Genomic DNA, 18959 nt, shown 5'->3' on the forward strand with positions numbered 1-18959 from the left:
CCGGCACGTCACCCGAGCAGCGGCAGATCGAGGTCGAAGGCCAGCACGACGGCGCGGGCCAGCGCCGCTTCCTGCTCGCCGGTGAGGAATCCGATCGTGCGCCCCAGCAGGCACGTCGGGACGGTGAGGGTGTTGTCGAGCGCGATCACGCCGTCGTGGTCGAGACCGTTCACCGGCCCCACCGGCACCTCGCTCGAGAGCCCCTTGACGGTGGAGGTGACGGGCGCGACGGTCACCTTGGTCATGGCCGCGCGCGCCGCCTCTCGCGTGAGGACGACGACGGGCCGGGTCGTGTCCAAGGATGCACATCAAGCACGCCGTCACCGCCGTGGCGTCATGGCTGCTCCCGCTGGCGACGGTCACGGAGGAGACCTCTGACGGCGGCGACGACCATGAGGACGCCGGCCGCCATGCCGATCCAGCCGCTGGGCTTCCCGGGCTCGAGCGCGAGCTGGATGCCCCAGTTCACGATGAGGACTGCGCCGAGAACGAGGTAGATCCAGGGCTGGCGCGACCGTCGTGGTGTCATGGCGTCATCCGTTCGCACTGGTCGTTTCGCTGGTCCAATTGGGTGAGCAGGTCGGCCGTGCGCCGGCGGTTCCGCAGGGTGAAGTGAAGGCTGACGACCATCCCGAGGACGACGACGCCGACCACCACCCAACCGAGCAGGGCGAGGACGGCGTCCCCGGCGGTCGACGCACGGATGGCGAACCATCCGGCCACGCCGAGGCAGAGGACCACGGGGAGGACGACGCTCAGCCGACTTCCGCGCAGGGTCTTCGCGATCTCGTCGCGGAATCCAGGAAGTGGCTGCTCGGGAACACGCTGGTCCCGCCACGCTTGATGAAGCTGGCGTACGAGCCGGCGGCGATCCTCATCGGCTTGTCGGGCCTTCCGCCGGGCTCGCACCAGGAACGCGACCATGGCGACTCCGTACAGGAGGCCACCGAGGCAGCTGGTGAGGACCAGACCGCCGGTCGAACCGGCCCGGGGCGTGAGGAGCAGACCCATGCCCACCGTCATCAGCAGTGCCCACCCGGCACCGAGGCCGAGCGCGACGACACCGAGACCGACCGGGCCGAGACGGTCGATCGGATTCAGGCTCTCGGGATCGCGGGCGTACGCGGCCCAGCGCCCCGACGCGCTCATGCCGCTGCCTCCTGCCGCGCGCTCTCCCGGTCCGACCACTGGATCAGCAGGGCGCCGGCAGCCCGACGGGCCCGGAGGCCGCCCACCAGCCAGGCGGCGCCCACGCCCACCAGGAGGATCGCGACCACCCAGGCCAGGACCCCGAACGCCCCATCCGTCGCGGTGACCGCCCGGTAGACGGCGTAGCCGGCGACGGCGGCGGTCGCGACGGGAGCGGCGACCGCTCCGAACGAGGCGCCCTCGAAGCGGGCCGTGAGCGGTGCGATCAACCCGTCGGCGTCGGCCGGCAGCGTTCCTGAGCGCAGGGCGCGCCGGAGTCGCTGATCCAGCGCGAGCTGCCGGCCGCCGTCGCGGTGGCGTATCCGCCGCCGGGTCATCAGCACCGAGACCGTCATCGCGCCGTAGAAGGGGGCCGGCAACCAGCCACGCAACGTCAGCATGTCGCCGTCGATCCGGCCGGCGGCAAAGGCGAGGAAGACGAGGGTGATCGCCATGGCCGCGGCCGTGACCGCCACGCCGGTGACCACCACGCCGAGCGGTCCCAGTCGATCGGACAGCACCGGGCTGTCCGGTATCCGGGCGTACTGCCCCCACCACCCCATGCCTGTCCCCCCACGTCCTCGTGGCCCCCGCGCTCAGCGTAGGGCAGCACGACCGCCGGAGGAAGAGGCGTCGGCGCAGGTCACACGCGCATCGCGCGCGCCACCACGACCCAGGACGCCGCCGCCCATGCCTGCGGGTGGCAGGACGCGGGGTAGGGCTGCGGGGGCCACACCTCGTCGGCCGCTGCGCCCGAGAACAGCTCCGGCAACTGGAAGTCGAAGCCCTCCGCGGCGTGCAGCAGGCCCTCGGCCAGCCGGCGGGCGGGAGCGGCGTAGCCCTGGCGGAGCATGCCGTCGAGGATCATCGCCGTGTCGTGCGTCCACACCGAGCCCACGTGATAGCGCAGCGGCCAGTAGGCGCCGTTGGTCGTCGACATGGTGCGGATCCCGTAGCCGGAGAACATCGTCGGGCCCATCAGCCGCTCGACGACGAGGTCCTCCTGGGCGCGGTCCAGCAGGCCCGTGCCGAGCAGGTGGCCCATGTTGGAGGCGACGCCGTCGACGGGGCGCTTGTCGCCGTCCAGCGCGAGTGCCGGGTAGGGGCCGTCGGCGTCCGCCACCCAGAAGTCGTCGGCGAACCGCGACCGCAACTCGTCCGCCCACTGCTGCCACCGCGCCGGGTCGGCCAGGGCGGGGTCCAGTCCCAGCTCCGCCACCGTCCGGTGCGCGAGGTCGCCGTGCTGCTCGAGCAGCCGCGCCGCCTCGCACGCGGCCTGGTGGGCGTAGCCCTGCACCTCGCACAGGGCGATGGCGCCGGTGGCGATGGTGCCGTCGGCGAAGCGGATCGAGTCCGAGGAGTCCTTCCAGCCCTGGTTGGCCAGGCCGTGCCCGGAGACGTCGAAGTACTCGAGGAAGCCGTCGTCGTCGGCGTCGGACTCGTCCCGCAGCCAGTGCAGCGCCCGCAGCAGGGCCGGCATCAGTTCCCGCGTTGTCGCGGACTCGCCGGCCGCGTCGAGGTCGGCGAGCAGGGTGATCCACAGGCACGTGGCGTCGATGGTGCCGTAGTACAGGGGCGGCAGCACCGAGCGGTCGTCGGCGAGATCGGCGCCGGTGCGCCGCACCTCGTGGGGGATCTTGCCGGGTTGTTCGCCCGTCTCGGGGTCGGTCCGCGTGCCCTGCAGGCGAGCCAGCGCGCGCACGGTGCCGGCGGCCAGGGCGCGGTCGACGGGCAGCATCAGCCGTGCGGCGATCAACGAGTCCCGCCCGAACAGCGTGAAGAACCAGGGGGCGCCGGCCGCGAGGAACGGGAGGTCCGGGGCCGCGGTCAGGCTCATCCGCAGCCCGGCCAGGTCCGCGCCGGCGCGGCGCGCCAGCCGGCCCAGGGGAGTGCTCGGGTCGATGCCCGGGAGTTCGGGCGCGGGCGACGGAGCAGGCCCGATCACGGCCTGCTCGTCGCGCAGCTCGAGCCGCCACGTGAGCCGCTGCTGCCCATTCGCCGGGACGACGACGTCCCACGTCAACCGCGTACCGTGGGCGTCCCCGTCCTGGACGGGTGTGTGCCGGGCCCCGGGGGCGACGATCCGCGCCGTCGTGGCGTCGTCGCGCCAGTGCCACGTACTGCCCTCGACCCGGGGGGAGGCCGCGGTGGTCGCGTGGCCGGCCTTGATCGCGTCCAGGGCGGACGCGTCCGCCCACAGCTCGCAGGTGATCCGCAGGGCGAGCGCGTGGTCCAGCGCGGAACGGATCAGCACGGTCTCCCCGGCGCCGCCGTCGTCGGTGGACCGGGTGCGCCGGAGGGTCACCACGGGGTCCGCGGTGGGGCCCGGCACGCGCAGGACGTGGTCGAAGGACGCGCTCCCGCCGCCGGGGGTCACCGCTCCGAGGAAGTCCAGTCGGGGAGTGCGGACCTCACCGTCGTGCCCACTGACCTCGACGGTCAGCTGGATCGCGTGGATCACCCGGTCGTCCCCGCAGTAGATCCCGTCGACGCCGCGCGGCATTCCCGCTCGTCCGCTGCCCGCGCTCTCGCCGCCCGCATGCGTGGAGTCGGCGTCGAACGACCCGACCGAGCCGTCCCGGGCGGACCACACCTGGATGGGCGCGGAGAGGACGACGACGGCGTCGTGCAGCGCGGGTTGGTCGACACTCATGGCGGCCCCTCTCGGGCGGTGGTCTACGGGTGGAGCCGTCGGATCCGGCGGCGTCTTGACAGTCGGTGATCCGGATCACATGATGGTGCTCATCCAGTTTGATCGTTCAAACGATCGGCGCGCAAGTCGATTGGATCGATCAAACCGCCGTCGACGTCGAGGAGGGAGTCACCATGGGAACCAAGCCCACCCTGCAAAGCCTCGCGTCGACCCTCGGCGTCTCCCGGCAGACGATCTCCAACGTGCTGAACAACCCGCAGGTCGTCCAGGCGAGCACCCGCGACCGGGTCCTCGCCGAGATCCGGGCCAGCGGCTACCGTCCGTCCGCGGCCGCCCGCTCGCTGCGGTCCCGCCGGTCGCAGACCATCGGGCTGCGCATCCGGCCCGCCGTCGATGGCATCAACGGCTCCCTGATGGACGCCTTCCTGCACGCCGTCGTCGAGTGCTCCCAGCGTCGTGACCACCGCCTCCTGCTGATCACGGCCACGAGCGACGAGCAGGAGAGCAGCGAGCAGGCCGCCCTGCACACCACCGGGGCGATCGACGCGTGCGTGCTCACGGACACGCACCGCGACGACGACCGCCCGTCGGCCCTGCTCGACGCCGGCGTCCCCTTCGTCGCCTTCGGCCGCCCGTGGCAGGACGGGCCCGCCGACCACAGCTGGGTGGACATCGACGGCGCCGCCGGCACCCGCCTGGCCACCGAGCACCTGCTCGGGCTGGGGCACCGGCGGATCGCCTTCCTCGGCTGGCCCGAGGGTTCCGGCGTCGGCGACGACCGGCGCGCCGGGTGGCGGCTCGCGATGGCGGACGCGGGCGTCCCCGCGGAGGACCTCGCGCTCGGCGTCCTGGACCAGCGCACCGACGACGGCGTCGTCGAGGGCACCCAGGCCATGGAGCGGGCGCGCCGCGCCGCCGCGACGGCGGCGGTCTGCGCGAGCGACTCGCTCGCCGTCGGCGCGTCCACCGTGCTGCGCCGCGCCACCACCGCCGAGACCGCCCGCACCGCCGTCGTCGGCTTCGACGACACGCCGGTGGCCGCCGCCCTCGGGCTCTCCAGCGTCCGGCAGCCCGTGGCCGACGCCGCGAGCCGCGTCGTGGATCTGCTCATCGAACGGCTGACCGCGCCGGACGCCGACCCGCGGACGGCGCACCCGGTCCACGACCTGTTGACCCCCGAGCTCGTCCTGCGCGAGTTCGACCCGCGGCTCGACCAGCACGCGCCCTGATCTCCCCGACCCGCTCGTTCTCCCACCCGTCCCACCCCGAATCGAGGATCCGATGATCGATCGCACCCCCCGCGCCGGCCGTCTCGCCCTGACCGCCTGCGCCGCCGTTCTCACGCTGACCTCGCTCAGCGCCTGTGGATCCGGATTCTCCGAGTCCTCGTCCAGCAGCGGCTCCGCCGCCGCCAGCCAGTCGGCCAACAGCACACCCATCTCGGTCCTGATCGGCTCCTCCGGCCAGGCGGAGACCACGGCGGTCAAGAGCGCCGTGGCCGCGTGGTCGAAGCAGTCCGGTGTCAAGGCCGACGTCGTCGTCGCCTCGGACATCGTCCAGCAGGCCAGCCAGGGCTTCGCGTCCGGCAAGCCCGCCGACGTCCTCTACGTCTCCGGCGACCAGATCGGCGCGTGGGCGTCCAACGGGTCCCTCGAGGCCTACGGCGACAGCCTGAAGAACAAGGACGACTTCTACCCGAAGCTGCGGGAGGCGTTCACGTACAACGACAAGCTCTACTGCGCCCCGAAGGACTTCTCGACGCTCGCGCTGATCATCAACAAGGACCTGTGGGCCAAGGCCGGCCTGACCGACGCCGACATCCCCACCTCGTGGGACCAGCTCGAGGCCACCGCGCGCAAGCTGACCACCGACAAGGTCAAGGGTCTGGCCATGAGCCCGGAGATCGCCCGGGTCGGCGCGTTCCTCGCGCAGGCCGGCGGCGGCCTGGAGTCGGCCGACCGGAAGACCGCCACCGCGGACAGCGACAAGAACGTCACCGCGCTGACCTATGTCAAGAAACTGCTCAACGACGGCGTCGCCGCGTACTCCTCGCAGCTCGGGGCCGGCTGGGGCGGCGAGGCCTTCGGCAAGGGCCAGGCCGCGATGGTGATCGAGGGCAACTGGATCGAGGGCGCCCTGAAGAGCGACTTCCCGAAGGTCAAGTACACCGTGGCCGAGCTGCCGGCCGGCCCGGGTGGCAAGGGCACGCTCCAGTTCACCAACTGCTGGGGCCTCTCGGCGGACGGCAAGAACAAGGGCGCCGCCCAGCAGCTCATCCAGTACCTCTCCAGCACGGAGCAGCAGATCGCGTTCGCGAAGGCGTTCGGTGTGATGCCCTCGGTGCAGTCGGCGGCCGACCAGTACCGTGCGGCCTTCCCGCAGGACAAGGCGTTCCTCGCCGGCGCCCAGTACGCGCAGAACCTGCCGCTGCAGCCCGGCGCGGCCGACGTCGTCAAGGACCTGAACGCCAAGCTGGAGGGGCTGAAGACGGCGGACCCGAAGGCGATCCTGACCGAGGCCCAGTCCAACCTCCAGCCCGTCGTCGCGGGGAAGTAGCCCGAGGTGGCGACCACGGTCGGGCCCGGGGTCCAGTCGCCGGTGCCGGCCGGCGTCCCCGTCGGCACCGGCGGGGCCCCGCGCGGCGGTCGACGCCGGGGCCCGCGCCGGGAGGGCACGGCCGGCTGGCTGTTCGTGGCGCCGACCGTCCTCGTGCTCGGTGTCTTCCTGCTCGTGCCCGTGCTGATGGCGGCGTGGGTCAGCGTGTCCGACTGGACCGGGCGGGGGACCCCCTTCGGCGGGTCCGTGCAGTTCGTCGGCGCGCGGAACTACACGGACGTGCTCGGCGGCCAGGGCCTCGGTGCCCGCGACTTCGGCACGGCCGTGCGGAACAACCTGTACTACGTCCTGCTGGTGGTGCCGCTGCAGACCGCGCTCGCCCTCGCTCTCGCCGTGCTGGTCAGCCGGCGGGCGCTGCGGGGGCGCGGGTTCTTCCGGACGGCGTTCTACTTCCCGTCGGTGACGAGCTCGGTGGCCATCACGGTGCTGTGGTTATTCCTGTTCAGCGCCTCGGGTGCGGTCAACCGGCTGCTCTCGTTCCTCTCCATCAACGGGCCCAACTGGTTCCAGGACCCGCGCGGGGTGCTGCACCTGCTGCTCGGCGTCGTGGGCGTCGACCAGGCGCCGGCCGCCCTGAGCCGTCCGGGCCTGTTCGGCATCAGCGGCTGGGAGTGGCTGGCCGGCCCGTCCGTCGCGATGAGCGCGTTCGTCCTGATGGCGGTGTTCACGACGTCGGGCACGTTCATGCTGCTGTTCATCGCCGCCCTGCAGAACCTCTCGGACGAGGTCGACGAGGCGGCGATGGTGGACGGCGCGAACGCGTGGCAGCGCTTCTGGTACGTCACCGTGCCCCAGCTGCGGCCCACGCTCTTCACCGTTCTCACCCTCGGCCTGATCGGCACCTGGCAGGTGTTCGACCAGATCTACACCGGCACCCAGGGCGGACCGGCGAAGACGACGCTGACGCCGGCCTACCTCTCCTACGAGGCGGCGTTCAACAACCAGCAGTGGGGCCGGGGTGCGGCGATCGCCTTCGTCCTGTTCGCCATCATCGTCGTGCTGACGCTGATCCAGCGGGCGGTGATGGCCGAGCGCGGCGTGCGCCCGGCCCGTCGTCCCAGGCTCGGTCGAACCGCGCGTCGCGCCACGCCCGAAACAGCCCGGAGGGTCGAGTCGTGAGCCACACCGTGAACCTGACCGAGGGCCGCGCCGTCGAGCGGACCGCTCACGGAACGGACGATCGACCATCGCGCCGGTGGCGAGCCGGGTGGGTGCTCTACGTCGCCCTGATCGCGCTCGCGGTGGTCTACGTCTTCCCGTTCCTGGTGCAGGTGGCCTCGTCCTTCAAGACGGACGACGACGCGACCGCCAACGCCCTGTCCCTGGTCCCACAGGTCTGGACGACCGCGGCGTACCAGCAGCTGTTCGCGAACTCGGACTTCCCGGTCTGGTTGAAGAACTCGTTCGTCGTCACCGTGCTGGTCACCTGCGGACGCGTGTTCTTCAGCTCGCTGGCCGGTTACGCCCTCGCCCGGCTGCAGTTCCGCGGGCGCAGCGTCATCTTCGCCCTCCTCGTCGCCGTCATGGCCGTGCCCGGGGTGGTGCTGCTGATCCCGAAGTTCCTTGTGGTCAACCAGCTGGGCATCTACGACTCGTACGCCGGCATGGTGCTGCCGCTGCTCGTGGACGCCGCCGGGGTGTTCATCATGAAGAACTTCTTCGAGTCCATCCCGCGCTCGGTGGAGGAGCAGGCCCGGATCGACGGCGCCGGCGTCTTCCGCACGTTCTGGTCCGTGGTGCTGCCGATGGCACGGCCGGCGCTGATGACCATCGTCATCCTCAGCTTCCAGGGGTCGTGGAACGAGCTGAACCACTTCATCATCTCGACGCAGGACCCGGCCCTGACCACCCTGACCAAGGGCGTCGCCCAGCTCGCCTCCGGGCAGCTGAGCCAGGGCAACCAGTTCCCCATCAAGCTCGCGGCGGCGGCCCTCATGACGGTCCCGGTGGCCATCGTGTTCGCGGTGTTCCAGCGGCGGATCATGAACGCGAGCGCGGGAGCCGTGAAGGAGTGACCCCATCGGTCGCGCGGCCTCAGTAAGCTGGGCGGATGCCTGAGCAGCCGCAGACGAGCACGCCGCTACGCCGCCTTCGACGGGCGTGGCGCCGCAGCGACGGAGTGCCCGAGCGCTTCCCCGAGGCCCAGGAACTGCTGATCGAGGCGAAGGAACAGGCGACCAACATCGCCTACCGCGTCGAGGAGCGGGTGCACGCCTGGCGGGAGGGCCGGGCCCGGCGCCGCGAGTTCTCCCCGACGGTCGTGGCCTCCACCGGCTACGGCACCACCTCCTGGATCCGGGTCCTCGGCCGCGCCGTGCTGACCCGCGAACGCCTGCTGGACCGCCTGACCGGCGAGGATGTCCTGAGCGTGCGCGGGTGGCGCAGCTTCCTGTCCATCCCCATCGCGGACGCCGTGGTGACCGTGCGAATCGGTGACGCGCAGGTGCAGGTGACCGCGGACCACGGCGGCGTGATCGACGTCGCCGTGGACGTCGACCTCCGTCCGGGCTGGCACACCATCGAGCTCTCGACCGAGGGGTCGGCGCCGCAGACGGCCCACGTGCACGTCGTCGCCGACGACCAGCGCATCGGCGTCGTCTCCGACATCGACGACACCGTCATGGTCACCGCCCTGCCGCGGCCCATGCTCGCCGCGTGGAACACGTTCGTCCTCGACGAGCACGCGCGCACGCCGACCCCGGGCATGGCCGTGCTCTACGAGCGGCTGCACCGGCAGTACACGGGCGCCGCCTTCCTCTATCTCTCCACCGGCGCGTGGAACGTCTCGCCCACGCTGCGCCGGTTCCTCAGCCGGAACCTCTACCCGGACGGCCCGCTGCTGCTGACCGACTGGGGCCCCACCCACGAGCGCTGGTTCCGCAGCGGCATGCAGCACAAGGTGAACAGCCTGCGCCGGCTCGCCGAGGAGTTCCCGCACATGAAGTGGATCCTGATCGGCGACGACGGCCAGCACGACCCGGCGATCTACGGCGAGTTCGCCCGCCGGTACCCGCAGAACGTCGCCGCGGTGTGCATCCGCGAGCTCTCCGTCTCCGAGGCGGTGCTCGCCGGTGGCCTGGCCCGCGAGCCCCAGCCGATGGCCAACGGCGTCCAGTGGATCACGGGACCCGACGGTCGCGGCCTCGCCGCGCAGCTGGCCGGCGCCGGGCTGCTGGAACCGGACCACGTGGACCGGTGCTGACGACGGTCGCGCGGTCGCGGCGCCCGGACCCGGCCCTTGCCTGCACGGTGGTGACGCTCTCGTGAAGGTCGTCATCGCCGGCGGGACCGGTAGCCTCGGCCGCGCCCTGACGTCCGTTCTGCTCGCGCGCGGCCACGAGGTCGTCGTGCTGACCCGGACGCCGCGGCCCGGCGCCGTCGCTGACGGGGTCCGCCAGGTGGCCTGGGACGCCCGCACGGGCGGGCCGTGGGAGAGCGAACTCGAGGGCGAGGACGTCGGGCTCGTCAACCTCGCCGGACGACTCGTGGACGCCCGCCCCACCCCGGCGACCATCGCGGACCTCACCCGGTCCCGCGTCGAGGCGACGGCCGCGCTGGTGGCGGCCTCGCAGCACCTCGAGCGGCCCCTCCGGCGCTGGGTCCAGGCGTCGACCACCGCGATCTGGTCCGACGCGGGGGAGGCGCGGCTGGACGAATCAAGCCCGATCCCGGTCGGGCTGCCCCAGATGACCGGGGTCGCCGAACGCTGGGAGCACGCCCTCGCCGGGCACCGCAGCGACCACACCGTGGTCCTGCGCACGGGCATCGTGCTCGAGGCGCACACGCCCGCGCTGGACCGGCTCCTGCTGCTGGCCCGCTGGGGCCTCGGGGGACCGGTGGGTGGCGGCCGTCAGTGGGTCAGCTGGATCCACGTCGACGACTGGGTGCGGATCGTGCTGTGTGCGCTCGGCCTCGACGAGCCGGCCCTGCCCGACGGTGTGGTCGTGGCCTCGGCCCCGCATCCCGTCCGCAACGCGGAGCTGATGCGCACGCTGCGGCGGCACGCGGGTGGGATCGGTCGAATCAGTCCGGGTCGATGGATCGGCCTGCCCACGCCTGCTCCGGTGCTGCGCGTGGGGGCCGTGCTGCTGCGGACGGACCCCGCCCTGGGCCTCACCGGTCGCCATGCCACCTCGACGGTCCTGGACGAGGCGGGTTTCCGTTTCGACCACCCGCACCTGGACGGCGCCGTCACCGCTCTGCTCGGGCGCTGAGCGAGACCTCGGCAGAAGGGGTCACCGAACGCCGGCACGCCCCGGTCCTCGCGCGAGGGCCGGGGCGTGCTGCCGTCCACGGGACGGCGACGGACGTGCTCAGTTCTCCTGCTCAGTTCTCCCGCGGGGCAGCCCCGTTCCCGGTGGCCGCGCCGTTGCCGGACGCCGCACCGTGACCGACACCGGCGTCTGCCCCTGCACCCGCACCGTTGCCCGCGGCGGCGTCGGCACGCGCCCGGACCTCGCGGCCGCCGGCGGCGGCCCGCTGCAGGGTCTCGCCGAAGTCCACCCCGGTGGTGGAGCCGACCATGTCGAGCACCTGCGCGAGGCCCACCGAGATGTTCTGCCCGATCTTGGCCTCGCCGTCCGTCGAGAACACCGAGAGCTTGTCGATGTTCGAGTACGGGGCGGCGAGCTCGCCGGCGATGGTGGGCAGCACCTCGAGCACCTGGGCGAGCACCGCGGCGTCGTTGAACTGCTGGTACGCCTCGGCGCGGGCGCGGGTCGTCTCCGCCTCCGCCTCACCCTTCGCGCGGATCGAGTTGGCCTCCGCCTCACCGTTGGCCCGCAGGGAGCTGGCCTGCGCCTCGCCCCTGGCCCGCAGCGAGTCGGCCTCGGCCTGACCCTCCAGGCGCACCGCCTCGGCGTCCTTCGACCGCCGCTGCAGGTCGATCTCCGCCTCGGCACGGCCGCGGGCCTCGATCGCGTGCGCCTCGGAGTCCGCGGACACCTTGCGGGACTCGGCACGGTTGCGCTCGTCGGCCAGCTGCGCCTCCGACTCCGCGATCCGCGCGTACTTCTTCGAGTCCGCGTTCTGCTGCTCGGCGTAGCGCTTCGCCTCCGCGGGCTTGTGCACCTCGGCGATGAGCTGCTTCTCCCGCAGGTCGTTGTTGCGGACCGCGATGAGCTCCTCCTGCTCGATGATGCGCTGCTGCTGGGCGGCCCGTGCCAGGGGGCCGGCGGCGTCGGCCACGGCCTGGCGCGCGTCGGTCTGCTCCTTGATCTCGGCCTGGCGCAGGTCGAACGCCTGCTTCGACTCCGCCTCCTGCTGCAGGTTCACGTTCTTCGCCTGCGTGGCCTCACGGTTCGCGTCGGACTCCGCGATCGCCGCCCGCTTGGCCACCAGCGCCGCCTCCGGCCGACCCCAGTCCCGCAGATAGGAGCCGTCGTCCTCGACGGCGGAGATCTGGAAGGTGTCGATCACCAGGCCCTGGTTGTTCATCGAGTGCTCGGCCTCGGCCTGGACCTGGCTGGCGAAGGAGGCACGGTCGCGGATGATCTGCTCGACGGTGAGCGTGCCCACCACCGCGCGCAGGGTGCCGGAGAGGATCTCCTGGGTGTAGTGGTCGATCTGCTGCTGCTGGTCCAGGAAGCGCTGGGAGGCCTTGCGGACGTCGTCCACGTTGCCGCCCACCTTCACCTGGGCCACCCCGCGCAGCCGCAGGAAGATGCCGTTCATGGAGTAGCCCTCGACCTCCACCGGGATCTGCCGGGAGCTCAGGCTGAGCACGAAGGCGCGGTCGAAGATGGGCCGGACGATGGCGCGACCGCCGATGACCACCCGGGCGCCGCCGGACTCCAGGTCGATGTCCCCCGTCGGGCTGGTCCGGGCCGTGCGGCCGGTGATGATGAGCGCCTCGTTGGGCGCGGCGATGCGGTAGCTGCGCAGCAGGAGCAGCAGCAGGATGAGCAGGACGACGACGACGATCGCCGCCCCCGCGATGATCGGGATGAAAGCTTCCATGGGATCCCCTCGGTCGAATGGAACCCCACGTGAGAACGCAGGGCGGGTCCATCCTCGCATCGACCGCGGCGCCGGGGCAGGGGGACGCCCGAACCGTTGCCGGACCGGAATTCACCCGGAGTCCGCCCCACCGCCCCCGGCCCCTCGACTAGGCTCGGAGAACGAGAGATCTCGGTCTCACCGCGCACACCCGACGGAGCAGGAGCCGACCGTGAGCCAGTCCGTGCACACCGCCACCATCGACGCCGAGACGATGGCCGCGGCCGACCGGTCGCTCACCGCGGTCGCCACCGCGTACGACGCCAAGGTGGTCGGCCAGCAGCGGTTGCGGGAGACCCTGCTCGTCGCCCTGCTCACCGGCGGGCACGTCCTGCTCGAGAGCGTGCCGGGCCTGGCGAAGACCACCGCCGCCACCACGCTCGCCGCGTCCGTCAACGGGTCGTTCCGCCGCATCCAGTGCACCCCGGACCTGCTGCCCTCGGACATCGTCGGCACCCAGATCTACGACGCCGCGCAGTCCGCGTTCGTCACCCAGCTCGGCCCGGTGCATGCCAACGTCGTCCTGCTCGACGAGATCAACCGGTCCAGTGCCAAGACCCAGAGCGCGATGCTCGAGGCCATGCAGGAGAGGCAGACGACGATCGGCGGCACCGAGTACCCGCTGCCCGAGCCGTTCCTCGTCCTGGCCACGCAGAACCCCATCGAGCAGGAGGGCACCTACCAGCTGCCCGAGGCGCAGATGGACCGGTTCATGCTCAAGGACGTGCTCGACTACCCGACGCCGGTCGAGGAGGCCGAGATGCTGCGCCGCATCGACGCCGGCGTCTACGCGCCCGGCCGCGTGGACGCCCCGGTGCTCGAGCTGCACGACGTGCAGGCGCTGCAGGCCACCGCCCGGCAGGTGTACCTGGACCGGACCATCGGCGAGTACATCGTGGGCCTCGTCTATGTCACCCGCAACGCCGCTCGCTACATCGACCCGCAGCTGGCCCGGTACATCGAGTTCGGCGCCAGCCCACGGGCGAGCATCGCGTTCTCCCAGGCGGCGCGGGCGGTGGCCCTGCTCGACCGGCGGGACCACGTGCTGCCCGAGGACGTGAAGTCCCTCGCCCACCGCGTCCTGCGGCACCGGCTCATCCTCGGCTTCGAGGCCGTCGCCCAGGGCGTGCCGGTCGAGACCATCGTCGACGCCGTCGTCGCGGCCGTCCGAACCCCCTGACCGCGCCCCACCGAGACCGGATCCGACCATGGCCGAGACGCTGCTCACCCGGGTGAAGTCCTCAATGTTCGTGCACCTGCACCGGCGCACCCGGGGCCTGCTCGACGGCGAGTACGCCTCCGTGTTCAAGGGCCGCAGTCTCGACTTCGAGGACCTGCGCACCTACGTCGCGGGTGACGAGGTCCGCGACATCGACTGGAAGGCCACCGCCCGGCAGGGCAGCACGCTGGTCAAGCGGTACGTGGCCGTCCGCAAGCAGCTCGTCCTGCTCGTCGCGGACACGGGCCGGAACATGGCGGCGGTGACCCGCAGCGGGGAGTCCAAGCGCGACGTCGCGATCATGGCGTTCGGCGTGATGGGGTACCTCGCCAGCCGGCACGAGGACCTGGTGGGACTGGCCCGGGCCGACGCCGACGGCGGCGAGAGCCTGCCGCTGCAGGCCGGGGAGCCGCACCTGGAACGACTCCTGCAGGCGGTGCACCGCGCGACCTCGGTCGACGGGCCCGCGAGCGACCTGAACGGACTGCTCCGCCACGTCGCCGAGTCCTCCCGCCGCCGGATGCTGCTCTTCGTCGTCGCCGACGAGGCGGCACTCGGGCCGGACACCGTCGAGCTGCTGCGGCGACTGCGCGTCCAGCACGAGATCCTCTGGCTGACCGTCCAGGACGCCGACCTGATCGCGCCGAGCGCCGCCGGCAAGGACCCCATGGTCGACGTCGCCTCCGACGCGTGGCTGCCCGAGTCGCTGCGCCGGGATCGGCGCCTGACGGACCAGTACCGGGCGGCGGCCACCCAGCTGGCCGAGAACACCGCGACGGTGCTGCGTTCGCTCGGCATCGCGCAGGGGCGGGTCGGCGGCCCCGCCGAGGTGGTCCCGGCCATGTTCGCCCTCCTGGAGAGCCACCGCCGTGCGCGATGACCTCGGCACGGTGACCGCGACGGGGCAGGCGCGGTGAACGACGGCGGCCGCTTCTACGGCCCGCTGCCGTACGAGCCCGTGTGGCTGTGGATCGGGCTCGGCATCCTCGCCGCCGTCGTGGCCTGGTACGTGTGGGCGCTGGTCAGCACCCGCCGGTCCCGCCGGAAGTGGCAGCTGCCCGGGGCGCAGGGGCTGCCCCGGCTGCGGCAGGAGTACCTGGCCCGCATCGACGCGGTGGCCGCCGCCGTGGATCGCGGTGAGCTGACCGCGCGGCAGGCACACCAGCGGCTCAGCCGCCTCGTCCGGGTCTTCGCCCACCAGGCCTCCGGCGTCTCGACGCACACGATGACCCTGGCGGACCTGCGGGCGCTCCCGACCGCACCCCAGGAGGCATCCAGCGCGTCATCCGCGTCCACTGCGAACACCCCCGCGGTCGCCGGGGTGGCCGACGCCGTCGCCGTCCTCTACCCCGCCGAGTTCGGCGTGCCCGAGGCCGCCGACGCGCGGCGCGCCGTCGACGCCGCCCGGGAGGTGGTGCGCTCGTGGCCCTGATCCAGGGGTGGATGCTGCTGCTGATCGCCGTCGCGCTCGGCGTCGTGGTCTGGCTGCTGCTGCGCCACCGGCGCCGCCGGGCCGCCGCCGTCCCGGTCGCGCACAGCGAGCGGCTGACCGCCCTGCCCGGATACGCGGCGGCCCTGCGCCGGTACCGGCTCACCCTGGCCCTGGCGCTCGCCCTGGTGCTCGGCCTCGTCGTCGCGCTCGGCATCGCTGCCGCGCGCCCGGCCTCGACGTCCGCGCTGGACCCACAGAAGAAGAACCGCGACATCATCCTGTGCATGGACGTCTCCGGGTCGATGCTCTCGTTCAACGCCGAGGTGGTCGACGTGTTCGAGCGGTTGGCCCGGGGGTTCAACGGCGAGCGGATCGGGATGGTCATCTTCAACAGCTCCGCCGTGCAGGTCTTCCCGCTCACCGACGACTACGACTTCGTGGCCGAGCAGTTGGCCACGGCCGGCAAGGCGTTCGACTTCTCCTCGAGCGACATCGAGTTCTTCGCGGGCACCTTCACCGGGTCCGGATCGTCGCTGATCGGCGACGGCCTGGCCACCTGCGTCAACAGCTTCGATCAGAAGGGCCAGCCGCGGACCCGGTCGATCATCCTCTCCACCGACAACCGGCTCGCCGGCCGTCCGCTCTACACGACCCTCGAGGCCGCCGGCCTGGCCGCGGACGCCGGGATCCGCGTCTACGGGCTCAACCCGGCCCAGTCCGGGCTCGGCGGCGGCCGGGACCGGTCGAGCGCGCAGATGCAGCAGGCGGTCGAGTCGACCGACGGGGACTACTACGCGATCGACGACAGCGGCACGGGCGGTGACGCCGTCGAGCAGATCATCGACCGCGTGCAGTCCCGGGAGGCCACGACGTTGGCGGCGGCGCCGCAGGCGGCCACCGGGGACCGTCCCGGCGGCGTGCTGGTCGCCGCCCTGCTCGGCGTCGCGCTGCTGCTGCCGCTGGCCTGGAGGCTGCGCCGATGACGATCCTGCCCGTGCTTCCCGTCCCCGTCCTCCTGGTCCTGGGCGTGCTGCTGCTCGCGTTCTGCGGGTGGCGGTGGTGGGCCGAGCGCCGCGCCGGCGCCCGGCCGCTGGCCCGGTCCTGGCTGTGGCGGGCCGCGCTCGTGGCCCTCGTCGTGACGGCGGCGTTCCGGCCGGGCGTGCCCGGGACGGGGACGACGCAGAACGCCACCGCGGACCTGGACGTGTTCTTCGTCGTCGACACCACCGCCTCCGTGGTCGCGGAGGATTACGGTGGCGCGGCCGGGGGATCCAAGCCCAGGCTCGACGGCGTGCGGCAGGACGTCGGCCGTCTCGTCGCCGCCCTGCCCGGCGCCCGGTTCTCCCTGCTGACCTTCGACTCCTCCGCCCTGACCCGGTTGCCGCTCACGGGAGACGCGACGGCGGTGACGACGGCGATGGAGGTGCTCCGGCCCGAGGTGACCACCTACTCGCGGGGCAGCTCGGTGACGGTCGCGGCGCCCCTGCTGACCCAGCAGCTGGAGCGGGCGCGGGCCGCGCACCCCGAGCGGGCCCGCGTCGTCTTCTACCTCGGCGACGGCGAGCAGACGGACGGCCTGTCGCCCATGCCGTTCACCGTCCCGTCCGGCGCCGTCGACGGGGGAGCGGTGCTCGGCTACGGCACGACGGCCGGCGGCCGGATGCGGGCCAACGAGGGGCATGTGGCCGGTCAGCAGGCGTACGTGCAGGACCGATCGGTGACGCCGCCGGTCGACGCCCTGTCCCGGATCGACGAGGGCCGCCTGCGGACCGTCGCCGACCAGCTCGGCGTCCCCTACACCCACCGGTCGGCGGGCGATCCGATCGAGAACGCCATGACCGCGACCGACCCGGGACGGCTGGCCGCGCAGGCCGGCTCCGTGGCCGGCCGGTTCGAGCTGTACTGGATCCTCGCCGCGGCCGCCGTCGGCCTGGTGGCCCGCGAGCTGTACCTGCTCGGCGCGGACGTGCTGCGGCTCGCCCCCCGACGGCCCGGATCGCGAGGGCCGGGCTCCGGGGGATCGGGTTCTCGACGAGCCGCGCCCCAGGGAGCCACGTCTCGAGGAGCCCCGTCCCGTGGGCCGGCCCCGCGACGGGAACCGGAGGTGACCGATGCGGCCCGCTGACCTGCACGAGCACGACGGTTCGTCGACCGGGGCGCCGACCGGTGGCCTGTTCGACGGCGCCCCTCTCGACGGTGGGCAGGCCGGCCCACCCGGCGGTGACCGCTGGCTGAGCGCCGAGGACCTGGAGATCGGCCGCCGCCGCGTGCGCCGCCGCCTGCTGTGGTTCTCCGCCCCCGTCGTCCTGATCGCCCTGCTGATCGCCGCGAAGCTGCTCAGCCTGCCGCTGTTCGGCGCCCAGGCCGCCGACGCGTGGGAGCGGCAGGACGCCGGCGGTGTCGGCGGGGCGGCGGACCGGCTGGGCGTCGTCAACGTCGTCGAGCCCTACAAGGCGCACGTGGCCGCCGGCGACGCGGACGTGCTGCGCTCGGACTGGGAGAGCGCACGGCGTGAGTTCACCCGGGCGCTGGAACTGGTCGGCGGGGGAGTGAACGACTGTCCCGTGCGGGTCAACCTCGTGCTCAGCATCGAGAGACGGGGCGACGAACTGACCGGGCAGGGGCGTGCCGCGGACGCCCGCGCCCTCTACGAGCAGGCGCAGCGGGTCGTCGGTGACGCCCCGCAGGACTGCTTCACCGACCAGCAGCAGGCGCCGGACTCCGGGCAGCAGTTGCGGCAGGCACAGGAGCGGCTGCGGGAGAAGCAGACGACACCGTCCTCGCCGCCGCCCACGGCCACCCCCTCGCCCGGCCCCGGCACGCCGACGGCGTCACCGTCACCGTCGCCGACGCCCGGCCCCGGCACCGACCCGCGCCAGCAGGAGCTGGAGCAACGGCAGCGGGAAGCCAGCCAGGATCGTGCGCCGGGCGGCCCGCGGGACGACCCGCAGAACGGCGACGCGCCGCCTCCCGGCGCGAAACAGTGGTGAGGAAACCCGCCGGAATCGGCTCATCCGGGGCATAGGCGGCACCGCGCGGACGTTCACTGGATGTAGGGGTTCGGGTAGGCAGTCGGCACCAGTGCTGGTCGCCGCGACACGCGGACCGCACGGGACACGCCGGTGTGGACAGTGGGGACGACGTCGCCCACAGGGTGTGGACAACCGCCACCGATGGGGCGGAAATCCGCGGAAACCGGGCTTGCCGCCGAGCGGGTGCCTGTGGACGTCCGGTTCAGAGAATGACACGCGTGCAATACATCATCTTGGGGTCGTTCCTACCGCGGAGCACTAGATGTAGTATCGACGTACACCGAGGGAAAGCATCACCAGCAGGTAGGGATCAGCTCCGGGCCTCCGGAACTGGAACCACCGGACCTGGACTACGGACCAGCCCGGCTCAGCGGGGATCGGACCGATGCAGCCCCACCAGCAAGGCAGAGATCGAAGGGGAGAGGCCATGGCGGTCACCGTCTACACCAAGCCGGCGTGCGTGCAGTGCAACGCCACCTACCGGGCGCTCGACAAGAAGGGCGTCGTCTACCAGAGCGTGGACATCTCGCAGGACCCGCAGGCTCTCGAGGAGCTCAAGGCGATGGGCTACCTGCAGGCCCCCGTGGTCGTGACCGACGACGACTCGTGGTCCGGCTTCCGGCCGGACAAGATCGCGACCATCGCGACCGGCGTCTCCGCCTCCTCGGTGGCCTGAGCCACGTCGTCAGCGCGCGGGGAGAAGACCCGTCCGGCCGTCTCCTCACCACCGGCGAGGGGACGGCCGCGGTGCACCACGCACCGCCGGCAGACCAGAACGATTCGACAGGGACAGCAGTTCAACAGGCAGAGCGAGGTGAACGC

Annotated in this window: 19 protein-coding genes; 13 read left to right on the plus strand and 6 right to left on the minus strand. The window is 72.5% G+C overall.

What is annotated here, in order from left to right:
• Positions 1-8: 8 nt before the first annotated feature.
• From BGP79_RS01940 to BGP79_RS01960, 5 genes are all read right to left on the minus strand, one after another.
• Positions 9-299, minus strand: coding sequence for a type II toxin-antitoxin system PemK/MazF family toxin (locus BGP79_RS01940; RefSeq protein WP_076692960.1), 291 nt, complete (start codon positions 297-299; stop codon positions 9-11).
• A 35-nt stretch (positions 300-334) separates the two neighbouring features.
• Positions 335-529, minus strand: a complete 195-nt coding sequence (locus BGP79_RS01945) for a hypothetical protein (RefSeq protein WP_076692961.1) — start codon at positions 527-529, stop codon at positions 335-337.
• Complete coding sequence (locus BGP79_RS01950) at positions 526-1149, minus strand: hypothetical protein (RefSeq protein WP_076692962.1); 624 nt, start codon at positions 1147-1149, stop codon at positions 526-528. Before BGP79_RS01950 ends, BGP79_RS01945 begins: the two co-directional genes overlap by 4 nt.
• Positions 1146-1709 carry a hypothetical protein gene (locus BGP79_RS01955; RefSeq protein WP_143588260.1) on the minus strand — a complete coding sequence of 188 codons (564 nt, stop codon included), beginning with the start codon at positions 1707-1709 and terminating at the stop codon, positions 1146-1148. Before BGP79_RS01955 ends, BGP79_RS01950 begins: the two co-directional genes overlap by 4 nt.
• Positions 1710-1831: 122 nt before the next feature.
• Positions 1832-3841, minus strand: a complete 2010-nt coding sequence (locus tag BGP79_RS01960) for an amylo-alpha-1,6-glucosidase (protein WP_076692964.1) — start codon at positions 3839-3841, stop codon at positions 1832-1834.
• A gap of 173 nt (positions 3842-4014) precedes the next feature.
• On the opposite strand from BGP79_RS01960, the gene BGP79_RS01965 reads away from it, so the two are divergent.
• From BGP79_RS01965 to BGP79_RS01990, 6 genes are all read left to right on the plus strand, one after another.
• Positions 4015-5070: a LacI family DNA-binding transcriptional regulator gene (locus tag BGP79_RS01965; RefSeq protein WP_076692965.1), complete on the plus strand. Its 1056-nt coding sequence runs from the start codon at positions 4015-4017 to the stop codon at positions 5068-5070.
• Positions 5071-5122: 52 nt separating this feature from the next.
• On the plus strand, positions 5123-6397 hold the full coding sequence (locus tag BGP79_RS01970) for an extracellular solute-binding protein (RefSeq protein ID WP_076692966.1): 1275 nt from the start codon (positions 5123-5125) through the stop codon (positions 6395-6397).
• A 42-nt stretch (positions 6398-6439) separates the two neighbouring features.
• Positions 6440-7576: a carbohydrate ABC transporter permease gene (locus BGP79_RS01975; RefSeq protein ID WP_076693288.1), complete on the plus strand. Its 1137-nt coding sequence runs from the start codon at positions 6440-6442 to the stop codon at positions 7574-7576.
• A 14-nt stretch (positions 7577-7590) separates the two neighbouring features.
• Positions 7591-8472, plus strand: coding sequence for a carbohydrate ABC transporter permease (locus tag BGP79_RS01980; protein WP_076693289.1), 882 nt, complete (start codon positions 7591-7593; stop codon positions 8470-8472).
• A 35-nt stretch (positions 8473-8507) separates the two neighbouring features.
• Positions 8508-9659, plus strand: coding sequence for an App1 family protein (locus BGP79_RS01985; protein WP_083701465.1), 1152 nt, complete (start codon positions 8508-8510; stop codon positions 9657-9659).
• Between the two features lie 61 nt (positions 9660-9720).
• On the plus strand, positions 9721-10671 hold the full coding sequence (locus tag BGP79_RS01990; RefSeq protein WP_083701466.1) for a DUF1731 domain-containing protein: 951 nt from the start codon (positions 9721-9723) through the stop codon (positions 10669-10671).
• A 112-nt stretch (positions 10672-10783) separates the two neighbouring features.
• Here the strand turns inward: BGP79_RS01990 and BGP79_RS01995 are convergent, their stop codons facing one another.
• A complete protein-coding gene (locus BGP79_RS01995) occupies positions 10784-12415 on the minus strand; it encodes a flotillin family protein (RefSeq protein WP_233121010.1) in 1632 nt (543 codons plus the stop codon).
• A 253-nt stretch (positions 12416-12668) separates the two neighbouring features.
• Here BGP79_RS01995 and BGP79_RS02000 point away from each other — a divergent pair, with 253 nt between their 5' ends.
• The 7 genes from BGP79_RS02000 to nrdH all read left to right on the plus strand — a co-directional run bounded on the left by BGP79_RS02000 (position 12669) and on the right by nrdH (position 18813).
• Complete coding sequence (locus tag BGP79_RS02000) at positions 12669-13634, plus strand: MoxR family ATPase (RefSeq protein ID WP_198928412.1); 966 nt, start codon at positions 12669-12671, stop codon at positions 13632-13634.
• Positions 13635-13662: 28 nt separating this feature from the next.
• Entirely contained in the window at positions 13663-14553 is an 891-nt protein-coding gene (locus BGP79_RS02005; protein ID WP_076692969.1) for a DUF58 domain-containing protein, read from the plus strand.
• A gap of 33 nt (positions 14554-14586) precedes the next feature.
• On the plus strand, positions 14587-15105 hold the full coding sequence (locus BGP79_RS02010; RefSeq protein WP_076692970.1) for a hypothetical protein: 519 nt from the start codon (positions 14587-14589) through the stop codon (positions 15103-15105).
• Entirely contained in the window at positions 15096-16088 is a 993-nt protein-coding gene (locus BGP79_RS02015; RefSeq protein WP_083701467.1) for a VWA domain-containing protein, read from the plus strand. The genes BGP79_RS02010 and BGP79_RS02015 overlap by 10 nt, the downstream gene beginning before the upstream one ends.
• Complete coding sequence (locus BGP79_RS02020) at positions 16085-17230, plus strand: VWA domain-containing protein (protein WP_076692971.1); 1146 nt, start codon at positions 16085-16087, stop codon at positions 17228-17230. The genes BGP79_RS02015 and BGP79_RS02020 overlap by 4 nt, the downstream gene beginning before the upstream one ends.
• The gene (locus BGP79_RS02025; RefSeq protein ID WP_083701468.1) at positions 17217-18095 is read left to right on the plus strand and encodes a hypothetical protein; all 879 of its coding nucleotides are present in this window, start codon (positions 17217-17219) and stop codon (positions 18093-18095) included. The genes BGP79_RS02020 and BGP79_RS02025 overlap by 14 nt, the downstream gene beginning before the upstream one ends.
• Positions 18096-18564: 469 nt before the next feature.
• A complete protein-coding gene (nrdH, locus tag BGP79_RS02030; RefSeq protein WP_076692972.1) occupies positions 18565-18813 on the plus strand; it encodes a glutaredoxin-like protein NrdH in 249 nt (82 codons plus the stop codon).
• Positions 18814-18959 lie beyond the last annotated feature (146 nt).

Origin of the sequence: Tersicoccus sp. Bi-70, from assembly GCF_001968825.1 — a bacterium.
GTDB lineage: Bacteria > Actinomycetota > Actinomycetes > Actinomycetales > Micrococcaceae > Tersicoccus.

Excerpts from the sequence above, each read along its gene's own strand:
- BGP79_RS01945 (WP_076692961.1), bottom strand. The coding sequence starts at position 529 with ATGACACCACGACGGTCGCGCCAGCCCTGGATCTACCTCGTTCTCGGC.
- BGP79_RS01950 (WP_076692962.1), bottom strand. The coding sequence starts at position 1,149 with ATGAGCGCGTCGGGGCGCTGGGCCGCGTACGCCCGCGATCCCGAGAGC.
- BGP79_RS01960 (WP_076692964.1), bottom strand. The coding sequence starts at position 3,841 with ATGAGTGTCGACCAACCCGCGCTGCACGACGCCGTCGTCGTCCTCTCC.
- BGP79_RS01965 (WP_076692965.1), top strand. The coding sequence starts at position 4,015 with ATGGGAACCAAGCCCACCCTGCAAAGCCTCGCGTCGACCCTCGGCGTC.
- BGP79_RS01970 (WP_076692966.1), top strand. The coding sequence starts at position 5,123 with ATGATCGATCGCACCCCCCGCGCCGGCCGTCTCGCCCTGACCGCCTGC.
- BGP79_RS01985 (WP_083701465.1), top strand. The coding sequence starts at position 8,508 with ATGCCTGAGCAGCCGCAGACGAGCACGCCGCTACGCCGCCTTCGACGG.
- BGP79_RS01995 (WP_233121010.1), bottom strand. The coding sequence starts at position 12,415 with ATGGAAGCTTTCATCCCGATCATCGCGGGGGCGGCGATCGTCGTCGTC.
- BGP79_RS02000 (WP_198928412.1), top strand. The coding sequence starts at position 12,669 with ATGGCCGCGGCCGACCGGTCGCTCACCGCGGTCGCCACCGCGTACGAC.
- BGP79_RS02005 (WP_076692969.1), top strand. The coding sequence starts at position 13,663 with ATGGCCGAGACGCTGCTCACCCGGGTGAAGTCCTCAATGTTCGTGCAC.
- BGP79_RS02020 (WP_076692971.1), top strand. The coding sequence starts at position 16,085 with ATGACGATCCTGCCCGTGCTTCCCGTCCCCGTCCTCCTGGTCCTGGGC.
- BGP79_RS02025 (WP_083701468.1), top strand. The coding sequence starts at position 17,217 with ATGCGGCCCGCTGACCTGCACGAGCACGACGGTTCGTCGACCGGGGCG.
- nrdH (WP_076692972.1), top strand. The coding sequence starts at position 18,565 with ATGGCGGTCACCGTCTACACCAAGCCGGCGTGCGTGCAGTGCAACGCC.